The following is a 14,025-nucleotide window of genomic DNA, read 5'->3' on the forward strand; positions in this document are numbered from 1 at the left end:
TCCTCTCCTCCGCCCCCACGGAGGAGAGGAGGGGCCGCTAAGCTGGCCCCATGCCTGATAATCCGCCCCGCGTCACCCGCCCCCGTGGACGTCCGCCCAAAGACGCGCAACCCGCCCCGACCGACCAGGTCATGGCCGCCGCGATCGAGGCTTTCTCGGTGCACGGATACAACGGCGTGTCGCTACGGACAGTAAATGACGAGCTGGGCGTCAGCCGAAATCTGCTCTACCAGCGCTTCGGATCGAAGGCGAAACTGTGGCAGGCGGCCGTCGACTGGGCTTTTCACCCTCTCGTGGATTACCTGGTGGCCTCGGACGATGAATCGGCCGACCCCATGATCCGGTTGAGAATGCTGATCCGGAATTTCATCGAGTACTCGGCAACTCGCCCTTATCTGGCTCGCCTTGTCACGTTGGAAGGCGCGGCCGCCACGGATCGGCTCGATTATCTCTACCACAACTACATCGAGCCGATAAGATCACGCTACCTGCCCGTGTTCGAACTCCTGCACGAACAGGGCAGAATCAAGAAAATCCCTTACGAGACCTTCTACTTCCTGCTCACTTCGGGCGGATCCGCACTCTACGGCCAGATCGCGCTCGCCTCGATGATGAACCCGGAGCTGACGTCGACGGAGGAGACACGCGTACGGCTCTACGCGGAGAACGTGGCCGAAGTGCTCCTCAACGGACTGTCTCTGCCCGGCTGAACGCACGGTCCGACACGGTCACGGCCGCCGCGCCCCCTTCATCTGGGTGCGACGCTCGCCACCCCGGCCGTCGTCTGTGGCAGGCAACCGACGACGCAGCCCTTACTGGCCGTCGCCCGGAGCGGCGGGTCTCAGCCCTGGACGAGTTTCGCGACGCCTTCGCCTGCCTGAGCGGCCGCGGTGTAGAGATCACGGACCTTCTCCAGGTAACGGCCGAGGATTTCCGGATAGCCGGCCGGGACATCGCCGTGGCGAAACGCCCTCGCGATCTCGTCGGCGTGGTCGGCGACGGACCGTTCGGCGTCGATGGAGACCAGGAAACGGGCCGCGACCGCCGCCTCGTCCGGCGGGAGGTAGAAGCATGCGGTGCCGAGGCCATCATTACCGAGGAGGTCGCCCATGGTGATGGGAAGTTCGCTGATCTCCTCAGACCCCTGAGCCAGCAGGATCTGCTCCAGGACTTCCCACTCGCGGCCGAGAAAGCACTCGCCCTCCGCACCGCCGCGTTCACCCGAGAACCCGGATACGACATGCCGGAATCCCTTGTCCGCATCCGCGGCGGACATCCTTCGAAGCGTCATATCCATCGCCAACTACTCCGACCACTCCGGCCCACAGGTCTCAAAGGTCCTCATTTTACCGTCGGCCTACAGGGTGACAGTAAGCGCCGTCAGAATGCCGCCTCCGACCGGATCAGCTACCTGCACTCGGGCAAGCGGTGGTGGGCCCTGTGCGCATGGTCGCGGAGGCGCCCGCCGTCGGCACCTTCCGCTCCGGTGGCCGGTGCGGTCGCCTCGGTGCACATGACGACGATGGGCAGATCGCCTTGCCGGAACCTTGCCGCCTGTCCCGCGACATCCGGCACGGTGCCTCGCAAGGGCCACTCGCGGCACGGGCGATCCTCGCCGAGGCGTACAGCCTCGATCGGTGGCGGCGGTCGGGTGCCCGACGCTGCTCATCGCACGGCGCCCATGGCGCGGGTGAATCCGCCGCCCGGCGCGTTGACTCCGGGACTTCCCGCGCAGCGATCCCGGCGATCTCCTCCACCACCCCGTCGTGCAAAGCCATCTCCTCGGACAGTGCACGGACCGTCGTATCCGGGCGGCCGTCGGTCGCCGTGTTTCGCGCTGCCCGCCCAAATGCCGTGCGGGGCACGGGACACCCGCGCGGCAGCATCTCCCGGCATCGCCCCGGTACGGGGAGCGGACGGCTTCGAACCGTCCGCCGGACCGGGGTGAGGACTATGCTGCTGTACGGACGTCCCAGACCCCGGCGGCTTGTCGTTGATCGACACAGATGGCTGCGGGGAGCGGAGACTTCGTCCGCCACCCGGCGCATCACCGGAAGGAACCGGGTGGATCCGCTCTTCTGCAACACAGGCCGCGGACCCAGCCGTTGCTTCACCTCCGCCGAACCCACGCCCTGGCCGACAGCGCGCCAAGGAGGCCGGGATTTCCCGGCGCCACCGTGTCCGCTGCCGTACGGTCCTCCGAACCGAGGCGTCATGCCCCTCCCCCAGCTCACCGTCTACCGTCATGACCGCAGGAAACGAGCACTCATCACCCTGGCCGGCGAGATCGACCTGGAATCCGCCCCACTGGTGCGCAGGGCACTGGCGCAGTGCCTGAGCGACGGTATCCGCGCCATCGACATCGACCTCACTCCCGTCACCTTCTGCGACTGCAGCGGCCTCAACACCTTCCTGCACGCCGCGCAGCAGTCCACCGAGGCCGGTGGAACCCTGCGACTGCACCACCCGCCACCGACACTGGGCCTGATCCTCGACCTGACCGGCTCCAGGTTCCTGCTCCTCGGCGTTCCGTCCGGGCATCGGCCGCCTCCTCTCTGGGGTGTCCCGGCCCCGGCCGCCCACATCCCGCCGCACGGGACACAGCCGCTTGCCTCTGTGCTCCCAGGCGATGCGCGGTGACGGCCCGGGCAGGGCAGGGACAACCCCGAAAGCGCCGTGACAGCGAGTCGTCCGCCATGGACGCGGTCCGGTTGCGTCGGGTCAACCGCTGCCAGGCGCAGGATCTGAGCGGGAAGCTGACGGATCTGTACGTGGATTCCCGCGACATGTCGCCTCCTGAGGCGTGCCGGCGTCTCAGCCGCCGGCGCTTCCTGAACCGTCTCACCGCCGACATCCGGCGGCCGGGTTTCGCCATGGTGGTCGCGGAGACGAACGGCCTCGTGGGATGCGCATTCGGCTTCCCGGTGCGCGGCGACGGCTTCTGGTGGCTCGGGTTCGACGCGCCACTGTCGCGCGGAATCGGGCAACTCACCGGGCCCAACGGTGTCTTCGCGGTCACCGACATCCTGGTCCGCCCGCATCCGCGGAACGCGCACGTGGCTCGCCGGTTACAGGACCGGCTGCTGGTCGACCATCAGGCGAAGCTCGGCGCCACCCTGGTGGACGGGACCGATCTCCCCTCCCTCGCCGCGCTCCGTTCCTGGGGGTGGCTGGACGTGGGAGAGATCTGGAAGCCGCCGCTCGGCGCCACACTGCTCCGCGTGCTGGTGCTTCCCGTCAACGAACGAGCCACGGCGCGGTTGCAGCAACCTGCGCACGATGCCTGGACGCGGTGGTCCGGATGAGGTCGACGCACCACGCCGAACGACAGGGCATCGACATGGAACAGGCCTTCACCACCCTGCGCGGCTACGCCCGTTCCCACGACCGGCGCCTGTCCGATGTGGCCCGCGCCTTCATCGACGGCTTCGAACCCCTTCCCGGACTGGGGCCCTGACCCACTCGGCGCCACCGCCGGCCGCCGCCACGCGGGATGCGCGGTCCGGACGGCCGCCGCCACGGTGCGACGACGACCGTGGCCACGAGCAGTGGTGAGTCGCCGGCCGCCGGTGCGCGGGACCCGTAAGTCTCCGAAGCGTGCTCCGACCCCGGCGAAGCCCGGAGGGCCCCGGCCGTTGGCGCTCGACACAGTGGCTGCCTCGGGCGTCGGGCTCTGCGCCGCCGCGGGCCAGTGACTGCCGGGCGGCTGGTGGCTGTTCGCCGTGGCCGCCGCCGTCGCGGCCGCTCTGGGAGCTGCGCCGGAAAACGCCCCCGCCGGGCAGGCGGTCGGCGTCGTCCTGAGAACCGTTGTCGTGCTGATCACGAACCCGCAGGCACGGTGTGCGGCCACGGGCACGGTGTCCGTGCCGAGCAGGTCAGGTGTCGGACTTCTCGCGAAGGGGAGTCGTGAGACCGGGACGCCGGGCGAGTCGTCGTAGCACGGTGCGACTGTTGTGCTCGACGAGGATCGGCACGTAGGCGGCGATGCGAGCGTTACTGAGCCGCTGGTAGCAGTCCTGCACGACATCCCGCACGACTGCGGCCGTCAGCAGGTCGGCGTAGAGGGCCGTCAGATGGTCGGTGAGCTTCTCAAGGGTGTCGGGCAACCGGGTCTCGGCCGTGTTCGCGCTCATGGCGCGCTCCTCACTGTGGCGGACGGCCGACCTGGGCAGCCGATCGGTATCCGGGTGCTCCGCATCGGACCGTCCGCTTCCCACACTTGCACGGATCGCGTTTGTGCGACGGCCCGCCGGATCTGTTCATCCACTCGCCATCTCGGACGGGTCGAGCCAGGTGACCGGTGGCGGGTCACCGCGAGCGCTGGGCGGAGTCCGCACGGTTCTCCCGCGCCGTACGTAATGTGATCGTTCTCGGCGCGATGTGATCGTTCTCGGCGCGCAGCGCCACGACATCCTGACGCGGCGGGTCCTCCATCGAGGCCTCGGCCCTCAGCCCCCACCAGTCCTTCGGAAGCCCGGCTGTGCGATGCATGACATCCGCCTCGCCACGATCTTCGCGTGCCCGGTGTGCCGAAGAGCCGCCGGGCAATCTCCGGATGCCAGGCCGGTTCACCGGTCACCCGCGGCGTTCCTCGTCCCGACGGTCCTCACGCCTCCAGCGCGCCCGGTTCTGACGGCTGTAACGGCGGTCCCAGCGGTCCTGACGGTCCCGGCGCTCCCGGTAATCCCGGTAGTCACCCAGATCGGACCCGTCGCCGCGGATCCAGCCTCCCCCGCGATCGCGACCGTAGCGGGTGATGCCGAAGATCAACACTGCCGCGGCCACCCACCACAGGGAATGGAGAAAGCCGAGGCCGAACAGGACCACGATCAGGACGAGAAGCAGAACGAACACGGCGGGCCTCCCCGGAGCGGAGCAACGCATCAGTGCCGGGGGCCGGGGCCTGTTCAAACAGCCTAGCTCTCCCTGGAGGTTACGGACAGCGACCCATGTCCGCGGCTTCCGGCCGAAGCCTCCGGCGAGGCTCCGCTTGCCCCTGCCCCGCTTACCGAACTCCTGGGTGTCGACACTCCGTTGACAAGGGAGGTCGCCCCTCGTTGACTGACAGCACGGTGTAGGGCCATCCCACTCGGAATCACTCGGGACCACTCGGGACCACTCGGGACCACTCGGGTGACACATTCCCCCTCCCGTTTCGCCCGGACCCCGCGGAAGTCAGGTAAGTTCCCGCGATCCGGAGGCCGGCCGATGCTCCTGTGGATTCTTCTCTTTCTGCTGATCCTGGTGGTGTTCGGGTTCGTCTTCACCATGCAGGCCCTTTGGTGGAGCGCCGCCGCCCTTCTGGTCCTCTGGATTCCCGGCTTCACGACGCGCGGGCGCGGCGGGGGGCCGACGCCGACCACAACGGCGACGTCAAGCCGCCGAACAGCACGTGAGGGAGCGCAGCTCCCTCACGGAGCCCGTTGTCGCCCGAGGTCCGCGAACACCGCCGGCCGGCCCGGACCGGACCGGTTCTTTACCGGTCAGCGAGCGGTGATATCGGAACTGCTCACGGCTCCGCCGCTGGTCGGCCTGGACGGCCTGGACGGCCCGGACGACGCCGAAGCCGTGGCGCTGGGACTGTGACTCGGGCCGGGACCGGTGTCCGGCGCCGCGCTCGCGTCCGGCGCCACGCTCGCGTCCGGTAAGCCAGAGCCGCCCGTCTGCGGCGCCGAGCCACTGGGCGCACCCGGAGTGGGCGTCACGCTGTCTGCGGGACCACTGCTGCCGGCCGATCCCCCTCCCACCGAGGTTCCCCTGCCCTGCTCGTTCCTGACCACGGCCGCCACCGGCTTGCCCATGATGAGCTCCCCCACTGTCACCGTGACCATCGCCAGGGCGAACACCAGGCCCGTCGCCAGGGCGTACTTCTTCCAGCCGATGGACCTCCGGAGGGATCCGCCCCGATAAGTAGTGACCGACTCGCCGTCGGAGTCCACGAAGGACCGTGGCGCGCCGGCATCCGCGGCATCGGCCGGCAGCCCGAACGCAGCCCGGGCGTCCGCGCGGTGTTCCGCCCGCTCCTCGCCCGGCGTCCTCGGCACTCCCACCGGCGGTATCCGGTTGCGGATCCCCTCGCCCGTCCGCCGGAAAGCATGCGAGAAGACCGCTGCGCCGGTGGTCGCGCTGGCGCTGACCACGCCGGCACCGATGATCGTCCCGGCCACTCCCAGCAGGGACGCCAGCACCGCGCCCACCACCGTCGCGAGTGCGCTCGCCACCACCTGAACGGCAGTCAGGTCGAGCACCTTGCGCTTCGGCGCGCGTGCCTCTTCTTCTCTGCGATTCTCCATCAACGTCCCTTGATAGTTCCGGAGCCCTACGGTCACCGACGCCGCGGCAATCGGCGTGATCACGGACAGCGAGGAGCAGGCCGGCGACAACCCGCCGGCCACCCCCGCTGAGCACGGGGCATATGTGAGGCTTTTTCGGCGGTGCGGACGGTACAACGGGACGACTGCCCGGCTAACGGGGTTTCACCTGCGATCAGCGCCCCGGGACGGCATCGGGGCCGCCGATCAACGCCGTAGAAGCATCGTGGTGGCCCTCTCCCGGACTGCCCGAGAGACCGACCTCAGGGACATGCTGCGTAGGACGTAGGACGTCCAAGACCCGGCGGGCCACCACTGCTTGGCCCACATCGGCGTCCTCGACGTGTGTACGGCGACGGTTGCGGCGCTGCCGGTCGGTGGGGCCGGGATATCCGCGACGTCCCGCGCGCGGGCGAGTCATCCGCTGTGCAGCACCGACCCCGTCAGCCAGCAGGTGGAAGAACTCCAGCTCACACCGGGCGAGGGGCCGTGCCCGGACGCCCACACTCTCGGCTCGACGGTTCTCTGCAACACTCCGGCCGCCCGGATCTCCAGCCGGGCGGCCGGTCCTATGAGCGGAGCATCACGTGGCCGGCACGGCGATCGCCTGGGCCACCTACTCCGGGCAGCGCCCCGAACGGCGGCCGGTGAACTCGCGGGGCCAAACCACCTGGGTCAGCCGGGACATGTTCAAACTCGGGGGTCAAGGCCCGTGCAGGCAGGCGGAATGACGCCTTTGCCGCACTGTTCGCGGCCGTTGACGGCACGGTGACGCGGGCTGTGAACCATGGCGGGCATGAGCGAACTCGCACGCGGGCGAGGCGGTCGCCACGATGTCCGCCGAACGACGCCGACGCCGGAGTCCGGCGACTGTGACACCGGGACCGCGGCCTCCACGGGCTCCCTGGCGCGCGTACCGATCTGGGCGCGTGGGCCCGGGTCCATGGCCGATCACCCGCTGGACTCGGCCGGGGATCCGCTCGACGCCGGTGTGCGGCGCGAGATGGAGGCGCGGCTGGCCACGGACCTGGGGGCGGTACGCGTCCACACGGGAACCGAGGCCGGCGAGGCCGCCCGTTCGCTCGGAGCGCGCGCCTACACGGTCGGCGCCGACATCGTCTTCGGCGCCGGGCAGTACGCCCCCTCCACACCTGTCGGCCGGTACCTGCTGGCTCACGAGCTGGCGCACGTCGTGCAGCAGGGTCCCGGGACCGCCCCGCCGCGCTCCGGTCCCGGCCCGGCGGCGGCGGAACGCGAGGCGAACGCCGTGGCTCGCGGCGCCGCCGGCGCCGGCCACGTGCAGCCGCCGGTAGCGGTGCGCCGGGACCCCGCCGCGGCCGGACACGTCCAGCGGTTCGACAGCTTCGAGCACGTCCAGCTCGGCGACACGGCCGCCGGCGGTCCCACCGGGTATCTCCTGCTCGACGCTCACGCCCGCGACCTGCCGCAGCATGCGACGCCGACCGCCGGCTGGCCGCCGGACTGGATCGCCCGCTACAACAAGGGCTCGGCGGACCAGCGCCGCGCGATCACCCAGGGACTGACGTACGGCGAGATCCTGGCGCTGTCCGGGGACATGTACGCCGACATCGACCCCCAGACCCTGGCCACCTCGGTGGCCGGGACGATGCAGCGGATCAACACCGCGTCCCTGGTGGAGATCTACGACCTCATCCCGATCCTGCACTCGCGCTCGGCCACCGGGGAGTTCGAGATCGCCTCCACCAACAGGATCGAGACCGCGACCGGTGGCCGCTACTTGAGCCTCGCGGCCCAGAACGTCTCGCACTTCTCCAACGTCGGCGACGGCCACAACAACATCGGCACCTGGCGGGAAGGGCACAAGGCCGCGCTCACACTCGCCGCCACCGGCCAGGCGAACGCCGCGTGGGCGATGAACGCGGCCGCCGACCACTTCCTCACCGACGCGTTCGCCGCGGGCCATCTGCGCCCGGACCGTGTACGCGAAGTGCACAGCACGGTACCGGGGTTGGGCAGTGTCAAGAGCAAGATATGGCACGACCTCGACAACGAGTTCGGCGTCGCGGTCCACAACCGGCGAGGTGACCGCTGGCTCGCGTACGGCGACGACCACCTCAACCAAGTCCAGAACATGGTCCAGAAGTCCTTCGAGGCACGGGCGCCGGACATCCAGGGGGCTTTCGGCGCGCTGGCCGGACGGCAGCCGATTCCCGGCATGGTGCCTCCCTCGCCATTGATGGAGGGTGACGGTGTGCGCATCGCCCGTGAGGCCGTCGAGGCATCGAAGGCGGACATCCAGAGGGCCATCAACGCGCGCAAGGTGCCGAGCGGGCCGTTCACGGCCGAGCAACTCGTGCCGATCGTCGACAACTGGACCGAGGATCGCTGGGGAAAGGACGACTTTGCCGCGGAGATCGGACAGCTGGCCTGGTCGGAGCTGCCGGGACAGCTGGCCGTGAACGGCGACACGCGCGCCAGGGAATGGATCGCGCGCCAGCCCGAGGGAGCGCTTCGCGACATGCCACTCGACGAGAGGGTACGCATGGTGCAACGCCTGCTCTCCGGGGCGATCGGCAGCGACGACCTCGACGGCGTCGAACGGCTCTACCGAGCCAGCCCCGCCCAGCAGCCCGCCCTGCGCAAAGTGATCGAATCCATGATCCGTGGGCGTGAGTTCGGCCGGCTGCGCACCCTCCTGGGCCGGCCCTGACAGCGGGTACCCGGCAGGCGATGTGATCGTGGGACGGAGCGACTGCACGGCGCCGGCGAACCCCGTATCAGCGGCCGCGTCGTCGCGGGATACCGGGCGACGACAGCCGCGGTAACGCACCTGGCCACCTTCGTTCGTCTCGAACCAGTTGGTGACCAAGGCCGACTACATCACCGCCCTGACCGAGGACAAGGGCCAGTTTCTCCCGGACGGTCTCATGCCGGCCGGCGGTCCCAAGACCTCTCTGGCGACGGAGAAGCTGGTCGGCAACGTGAAGGGGTCGGTGGACCTCGGCAAGACGTTCACCGATGACTTCGCCGTACGGGCCAACAAGACCGAGGGCTTCAAGACGACCACGACCCCGGCCGGGTCCAACGGCTGAGCCCGCACCATGCATGAGGCCGCCCGGCTGACTATCACCTGGGCGGCCTCATGGCCATTCGTAAACGACCAGGTCAGCGGACCGGCAGGACGGCGGTGTGCTCCTCGCGCACGGCCTTGAGGGAGCGCGGGTCGAGACCGAGCAGGCTCAGGATCGTCGGTGCGATCTGCTTGGTCTGCACGCTCGCGGAGTCTCGCACGCCGCCCGGGACGGAGGCGCCGGACACGACGAGGGGGACGTCGAGGTCGTCGGAGTGGCCGCCGCCGTGCTCGGCGATCTTCTTGGTGCCGCCGGTGTAGACGACGCCGTACTGCGCGACTCCGAGGAGGTCAGGGACCCGGGCGTCGCCGGCCTTGACGTGGAAGTAGTCGGCGGCGGCCTGGCCGGCGTAGACCTTGCGGAGCCCGCTGTGGGTGTAGGCCTTGGGCGCCTTGTTGATGTCGGTGCCGGTGCCGTTCTGCGCGAGCAGGTACTTCTTGGCGAAGGTGGTGGCGACCGCGGAGCGGTCGGACAGCCAGAGCAGCATGGCGTCGTCGTCCACCGCGTGCGTCACCAGGTCGGCGGCGCCGGGGTGCAGCTTCTTCCAGGCGGCGTTGAGGCCGTCAAGCAGCGGGCCGTCGTCGACGCGGGTGAGCGCGGCGGGGTCGGTGGGCGACTGGCCGTGCTTGGCGGAGAGGATGACGGCGGTGCTGCCGGACAGGTGCCGCTTGCGGATCTCGGCGGTCAGGGCGCCGATCTCCGTGTTGACGAAGTCCAGGTTCTTCACCAGCAGCGGGCCCGGGACGTTCTTGGCGGTGTAGCCGCCGGTGAGGCCGTCGGAGGCGGGCAGCTTCTGTGCGGTGGAGACGGACTGGAAGTTGAGGCCGAAGATCGCCGGGGTGCCGACCTTGTGGGTGCGGCTGTGGTCGTAGCCGTCGATCTCGTTGAGGACGGCCTTCACCTTGTAGCCGTCGTACTGCTCGGTGGCCTTGTTGTCCGTGGTCCAGTCGTTGCCGGCGGCGTAGCCGAGGGCGTCGCTGTTGATCTCCGGGGTGAACAGGTCCTGGACGCCGGTGCCCGAGGGGCCGTCGAGGATCTCGTATGCGGCGTGCTTGTCCGACCAGGCGGTACGCAGACCCGCCTGGCGGGCCACCTCGAAGACCGTGTTCACCTTGAGGTACGAGTGCGGGTAGACCGGCTTGCAGGTCTTCGGGTCGACGGGCAGCTTCGACGCGTTGATCAGGCTCTGCGGCCGGCCGGTCATCGACAGGATGCTGTCCGGCAGGCCCACGAGGCCCTGACCGGCGTCGATGGAGGCCTGGTCCTTGTCCAGGTCTTCGGTGAGGTCCACCTCGACTCCGGGCTTGACGCCCTTGCAACTGGTGGTTCCCGCCGGGAGGAGCGCGGCATTGTAGGTGTCGTCGTAGTAGATGCCCGTGGTGCCGGGGCTGCCGCCGGTCGCCTGGGCGACCATGCCGGGGAAGGAGTCGGACGGCGTGGTGGTCCTGGCGTGGGTGTACTCCACGCCGCCGCCGGCCAGCCGGGCCAGCGCGGACTTCGGGTGCCTGGCGATGTACCAGGACAGATCCGACTGGTGCAGCCCGTCGACGGAGACCAGCAGGACGTGCCGGGCGGCGGCCGGGTGGTGGGAGGCGGCGAACGCGGAGGGCTGGGCGGCGGTCACGCCGGTCAGAACTCCGGCGGCGGCGAGGACGGCTGCGGGCCTGACGTGACGTCTGGACATCTGGCTTCTCCCGGGTGTTCGGGGCGGGCTGCGGGGGGCCGGGCTCATCAGAGTCCCGCCTTGTGTACCGGAAACGGCGCATGTGTGAACACGCCCGGAATGAGCGGTCGGGTCTTCACCAAGCGGGCCCGGCTTTCCCCAGGACGGAGACGCTCGAGAAGGTGGATATGGCCGCCCGTACCGCCGATGCGGGAGTGCGGCGGCGCTGCACACGTGCGCCCGCCGCAGACCGGCCGCCGGCTTCCGGCAACGCGGACAGCCCTCAGCAGGGGCACCGGGGCATGACACTGATCGACACGATCAGCGTGTTCATCGGCACCCGCTCGGCCTGGACCCAGGCGATGCTCTCCCACCCGCCGTCGCCGCGGTCATCTCCGTCGGTTACGCCGGGATCCTCGTGTGCGGGGTGCTCGCACTCGCCGTACGAGGTCGGCGTGCCCCGGGACGATGTCCGGCTCGGCGCACCACACGTACGGCTATCCACCGCTGACCGCCCTGACGGACCGGCACCAGCGCGGTGAACGCGTTGGGGCGGCGGCTGGTCAGAAAGAGTCCGCCCAGGGAGCTTCAGTACTCGTTGGTGCGGCGGAGGGCCAGAGGGCGGCCGTCGGGGTCGGCGAGCAGTCGGTAGAGCGGGGTGACCAGGGCCGTCGTAGTGGGCGACAGACGCGGGGTGCGGTAGGTCCGCAGGCGGCCGGGAGGCCGGGGCCCCTGGCACCCGCCGTCGTACCACGCGTCCAACGCCGCGGCGGACTCCGCGAAGGCGCGGAAGGCCTTCACCGGGTCGCACAGTCCCTGCGGGTCAGCGCGGTCCAGGTGCTCGCAGGCCAGTTCGAGTCGCAGGTCGCGGGCGTAGGCGCGGGCGCCGTCGCCGAGACCTCCGGGGTCGCGTGGCTCACGGGGGTCGATCGCCTCGTCCACGACGGCGCAGCTCAACTCGGAATCGTGCGTCCAGGAACGGCGGTTGACGTTGTCCGATCCGACTGAGGACCACACGTCGTCGATGACGCAGACCTTCGCGTGGACGTACACGGGAGTCCCGGCGTGGTTCTCCACCGCGTAGACGGCGACACGGTCGCCGCCCGCGCGGCGCAGCAACTTCAGGGCGCTGATCCGCCCGACGAGGTTCATCGCCTGCGTCACCCGGCCGTCCTCGTCGGGATGGGCGGGAATGACCGCGATGAGGCGCAGCCCGGGGTGGGCGGCCAGTGCCTCGGCGAAGCACCTGACGACCTGGGCGGACCACAGGTACTGGTCCTCCAGGTAGATCAGCGAGCGGGCCCGGCGCATGACCTTTTGGTAGCCGCGGGCGATGCTGCGCTCGCCGTGCGGGGCGAAGTCGTAGCCGTGGACGCGGGCCGGATAGGTGCGCAGTAGTTGCACGGTGTGCGTTCCGCAGGGCTCCGGGTCGTCCAGCTGCGGAGGCAGCGTGTCCGCTGTGGTGTCCTCATGGTGCAGGAGTTCTCGCAGCCGCCCCAGCGGGCTGCGGCTGAGCGGAGCCGGGTCCTCCCAGCGTTCGCGGAAGTGGGCTTCGACATCACCGACGGCGGGGCCGTGGATCGCGAGCTGGACGTCGTGCCAGGGCGGACGCGACCCGTAGGCGGCGGCGAACGGCTGGCTGAGCGGGTCGCCCTGATGAGCGGTGTCGTCGCGGCGGCTGTGGCACAGGTCGATTCCGCCGACGAAGGCGACGTCCCGCTCGGGCCGTCCCGGGTGGCGCAGTACGACGAACTTCTGGTGGTGCGAGCCGCCGGGGCGCACCCGCATGTCGAGCAGGCACTCTCCGCCTGCCGCTCTGATCTCCTCACCGAGGTGACGGTTCTCGCGTTCGCTGAACTGGAAGCGGTCCAGATGAGAACGCCAGATCAGCCCCTTGACGATGACACCGCGCTCGGCTGCCGCACACAGCACCTGTCCGATCTCGCTGCCGGGGCCGTCGAGCCGTTCGTCGGGGTCGCCGCGCCAGTCGGTGAACAGCAGCAGGTCGCCCGGCTGTTGGGCGCGGACGGCCTTGAGCAGTTCACCGAAGTACACCGCGCCGTGGACGAGGGGACGTACCTGGTTACCCGTCGACCACGCCGTTCCTCCGGGCCGGCGGCTCTCCAGACGGGTCGCGGGGTTACCTCGCTCGCCGGGCGCCAGCAGCCAGTCGGCCAGCTTCATGGCCCCTCCCACGGGCAGCGCCCGGCAAAGCAGGCATGTCCATCAGTCATCTGTGTGCCCAGGACGCTGTCAGATGCTCCGGGGCGGGTATCTCGGCAGCATGGTTCCGTGAGGTCCGCGATGCGGAGGATGCCGTCCCCGCGGGGTTGCCGCCGTAGCGTCTGGACACGTCCGACGAGTAGCCCGCAAAGAAGTGCTGAAACCTCGCCGTCCCGGCCTGGGTCACCGTTTCGCAGGCGGCGCCGACGGGCCGGGGCGTAGGCACGAAGAGAACGAGCCCGATCTCGACGCCGATCAGGAGCCGCGGCCCCATCGGTGTCTGTGCGAGGCTGCGGAGCGTCGCGTCCACGCCCCCTTCCTCGCGGGGGGACCGGAGCCCAGGTCCCGGGCCGGCTCCACAGCAACCGGCGCGCGTCGGCCCTCACCCGCCTCGGCATCTCCGGCTACTGCACCATCAGCACCAGCACCTGAGACACCTCAGCAGCCACCTGCTGCCACTGAACACCAGGTGCACTGTCGGCCCTGAGACGCCGTCACCTGGACACGGCCGCGCCGTCCCGGCCCCAGTACGGCCCCTGGGCCTTGGCATCGACCCTCAGAACAGTCGCCCGGACGCCGAGCGACAACCTCGATCACCGATTCCGCCGCAGGTCAGATGGGGTACAGCTCCCCCGACCACCGCCGGACTCCAAACCCACGAGCAGCGGATTCAGTCCGTTCGGGCAAAGTTGACGATCCAACACCCAAAAATGAA

Annotated in this window: 12 protein-coding genes; 6 read left to right on the plus strand and 6 right to left on the minus strand. The window is 69.8% G+C overall.

What is annotated here, in order from left to right; all coding sequences use genetic code 11:
* Nucleotides 1-50 precede the first annotated feature (50 nt).
* Nucleotides 51-710: a TetR/AcrR family transcriptional regulator gene (locus tag ACZ5K7_RS07730; RefSeq protein ID WP_468911617.1), complete on the plus strand. Its 660-nt coding sequence runs from the start codon at nucleotides 51-53 to the stop codon at nucleotides 708-710.
* 131 nt (nucleotides 711-841) lie between these two features.
* On the opposite strand, the gene ACZ5K7_RS07735 is transcribed toward ACZ5K7_RS07730, so the two are convergent.
* Entirely contained in the window at nucleotides 842-1,276 is a 435-nt protein-coding gene (locus tag ACZ5K7_RS07735) for a hypothetical protein (RefSeq protein WP_351691772.1), read from the minus strand.
* Nucleotides 1,277-2,214: 938 nt separating this feature from the next.
* Between ACZ5K7_RS07735 and ACZ5K7_RS07740 the strand changes: the two genes are divergently transcribed.
* From ACZ5K7_RS07740 to ACZ5K7_RS07750, 3 genes are read left to right on the plus strand one after another with little or no spacing between them, the layout of a single operon-like run.
* Nucleotides 2,215-2,640, plus strand: coding sequence for an STAS domain-containing protein (locus tag ACZ5K7_RS07740; RefSeq protein ID WP_468911619.1), 426 nt, complete (start codon nucleotides 2,215-2,217; stop codon nucleotides 2,638-2,640).
* Between the two features lie 56 nt (nucleotides 2,641-2,696).
* Nucleotides 2,697-3,305: a hypothetical protein gene (locus tag ACZ5K7_RS07745; protein ID WP_468911622.1), complete on the plus strand. Its 609-nt coding sequence runs from the start codon at nucleotides 2,697-2,699 to the stop codon at nucleotides 3,303-3,305.
* Entirely contained in the window at nucleotides 3,302-3,457 is a 156-nt protein-coding gene (locus ACZ5K7_RS07750) for an ANTAR domain-containing protein (RefSeq protein ID WP_468911625.1), read from the plus strand. Before ACZ5K7_RS07745 ends, ACZ5K7_RS07750 begins: the two co-directional genes overlap by 4 nt.
* A gap of 418 nt (nucleotides 3,458-3,875) precedes the next feature.
* On the opposite strand, the gene ACZ5K7_RS07755 is transcribed toward ACZ5K7_RS07750, so the two are convergent.
* From ACZ5K7_RS07755 to ACZ5K7_RS07765, 3 genes are all read right to left on the minus strand, one after another.
* Nucleotides 3,876-4,133: a three-helix bundle dimerization domain-containing protein gene (locus ACZ5K7_RS07755; protein WP_351691757.1), complete on the minus strand. Its 258-nt coding sequence runs from the start codon at nucleotides 4,131-4,133 to the stop codon at nucleotides 3,876-3,878.
* 442 nt (nucleotides 4,134-4,575) lie between these two features.
* Nucleotides 4,576-4,854, minus strand: coding sequence for a hypothetical protein (locus ACZ5K7_RS07760; protein WP_351691754.1), 279 nt, complete (start codon nucleotides 4,852-4,854; stop codon nucleotides 4,576-4,578).
* A 629-nt stretch (nucleotides 4,855-5,483) separates the two neighbouring features.
* Nucleotides 5,484-6,356 carry a hypothetical protein gene (locus tag ACZ5K7_RS07765; protein ID WP_468911630.1) on the minus strand — a complete coding sequence of 291 codons (873 nt, stop codon included), beginning with the start codon at nucleotides 6,354-6,356 and terminating at the stop codon, nucleotides 5,484-5,486.
* Between the two features lie 751 nt (nucleotides 6,357-7,107).
* Between ACZ5K7_RS07765 and ACZ5K7_RS07770 the strand changes: the two genes are divergently transcribed.
* Together ACZ5K7_RS07770 and ACZ5K7_RS07775 are read left to right on the plus strand one after the other, a co-directional pair.
* Nucleotides 7,108-9,003 carry an eCIS core domain-containing protein gene (locus ACZ5K7_RS07770; protein WP_468911633.1) on the plus strand — a complete coding sequence of 632 codons (1,896 nt, stop codon included), beginning with the start codon at nucleotides 7,108-7,110 and terminating at the stop codon, nucleotides 9,001-9,003.
* A gap of 151 nt (nucleotides 9,004-9,154) precedes the next feature.
* A complete protein-coding gene (locus ACZ5K7_RS07775; RefSeq protein ID WP_468911636.1) occupies nucleotides 9,155-9,385 on the plus strand; it encodes a hypothetical protein in 231 nt (76 codons plus the stop codon).
* Nucleotides 9,386-9,458: 73 nt separating this feature from the next.
* Here ACZ5K7_RS07775 and ACZ5K7_RS07780 read toward each other — a convergent pair whose 3' ends face one another.
* Both ACZ5K7_RS07780 and ACZ5K7_RS07785 read right to left on the minus strand, forming a co-directional pair.
* Nucleotides 9,459-11,108 carry an alkaline phosphatase family protein gene (locus ACZ5K7_RS07780; RefSeq protein ID WP_468911639.1) on the minus strand — a complete coding sequence of 550 codons (1,650 nt, stop codon included), beginning with the start codon at nucleotides 11,106-11,108 and terminating at the stop codon, nucleotides 9,459-9,461.
* Between the two features lie 567 nt (nucleotides 11,109-11,675).
* On the minus strand, nucleotides 11,676-13,271 hold the full coding sequence (locus tag ACZ5K7_RS07785; RefSeq protein ID WP_468911642.1) for a phospholipase D family protein: 1,596 nt from the start codon (nucleotides 13,269-13,271) through the stop codon (nucleotides 11,676-11,678).
* Nucleotides 13,272-14,025: the final 754 nt, after the last annotated feature.

The organism is Streptomyces sp. NPDC031497 (assembly GCF_055580905.1).

Excerpts from the sequence above, each read along its gene's own strand:
- ACZ5K7_RS07730 (WP_468911617.1), top strand. The coding sequence starts at position 51 with ATGCCTGATAATCCGCCCCGCGTCACCCGCCCCCGTGGACGTCCGCCC.
- ACZ5K7_RS07735 (WP_351691772.1), bottom strand. The coding sequence starts at position 1,276 with ATGTCCGCCGCGGATGCGGACAAGGGATTCCGGCATGTCGTATCCGGG.
- ACZ5K7_RS07740 (WP_468911619.1), top strand. The coding sequence starts at position 2,215 with ATGCCCCTCCCCCAGCTCACCGTCTACCGTCATGACCGCAGGAAACGA.
- ACZ5K7_RS07745 (WP_468911622.1), top strand. The coding sequence starts at position 2,697 with ATGGACGCGGTCCGGTTGCGTCGGGTCAACCGCTGCCAGGCGCAGGAT.
- ACZ5K7_RS07750 (WP_468911625.1), top strand. The coding sequence starts at position 3,302 with ATGAGGTCGACGCACCACGCCGAACGACAGGGCATCGACATGGAACAG.
- ACZ5K7_RS07755 (WP_351691757.1), bottom strand. The coding sequence starts at position 4,133 with ATGAGCGCGAACACGGCCGAGACCCGGTTGCCCGACACCCTTGAGAAG.
- ACZ5K7_RS07770 (WP_468911633.1), top strand. The coding sequence starts at position 7,108 with ATGAGCGAACTCGCACGCGGGCGAGGCGGTCGCCACGATGTCCGCCGA.
- ACZ5K7_RS07780 (WP_468911639.1), bottom strand. The coding sequence starts at position 11,108 with ATGTCCAGACGTCACGTCAGGCCCGCAGCCGTCCTCGCCGCCGCCGGA.
- ACZ5K7_RS07785 (WP_468911642.1), bottom strand. The coding sequence starts at position 13,271 with ATGAAGCTGGCCGACTGGCTGCTGGCGCCCGGCGAGCGAGGTAACCCC.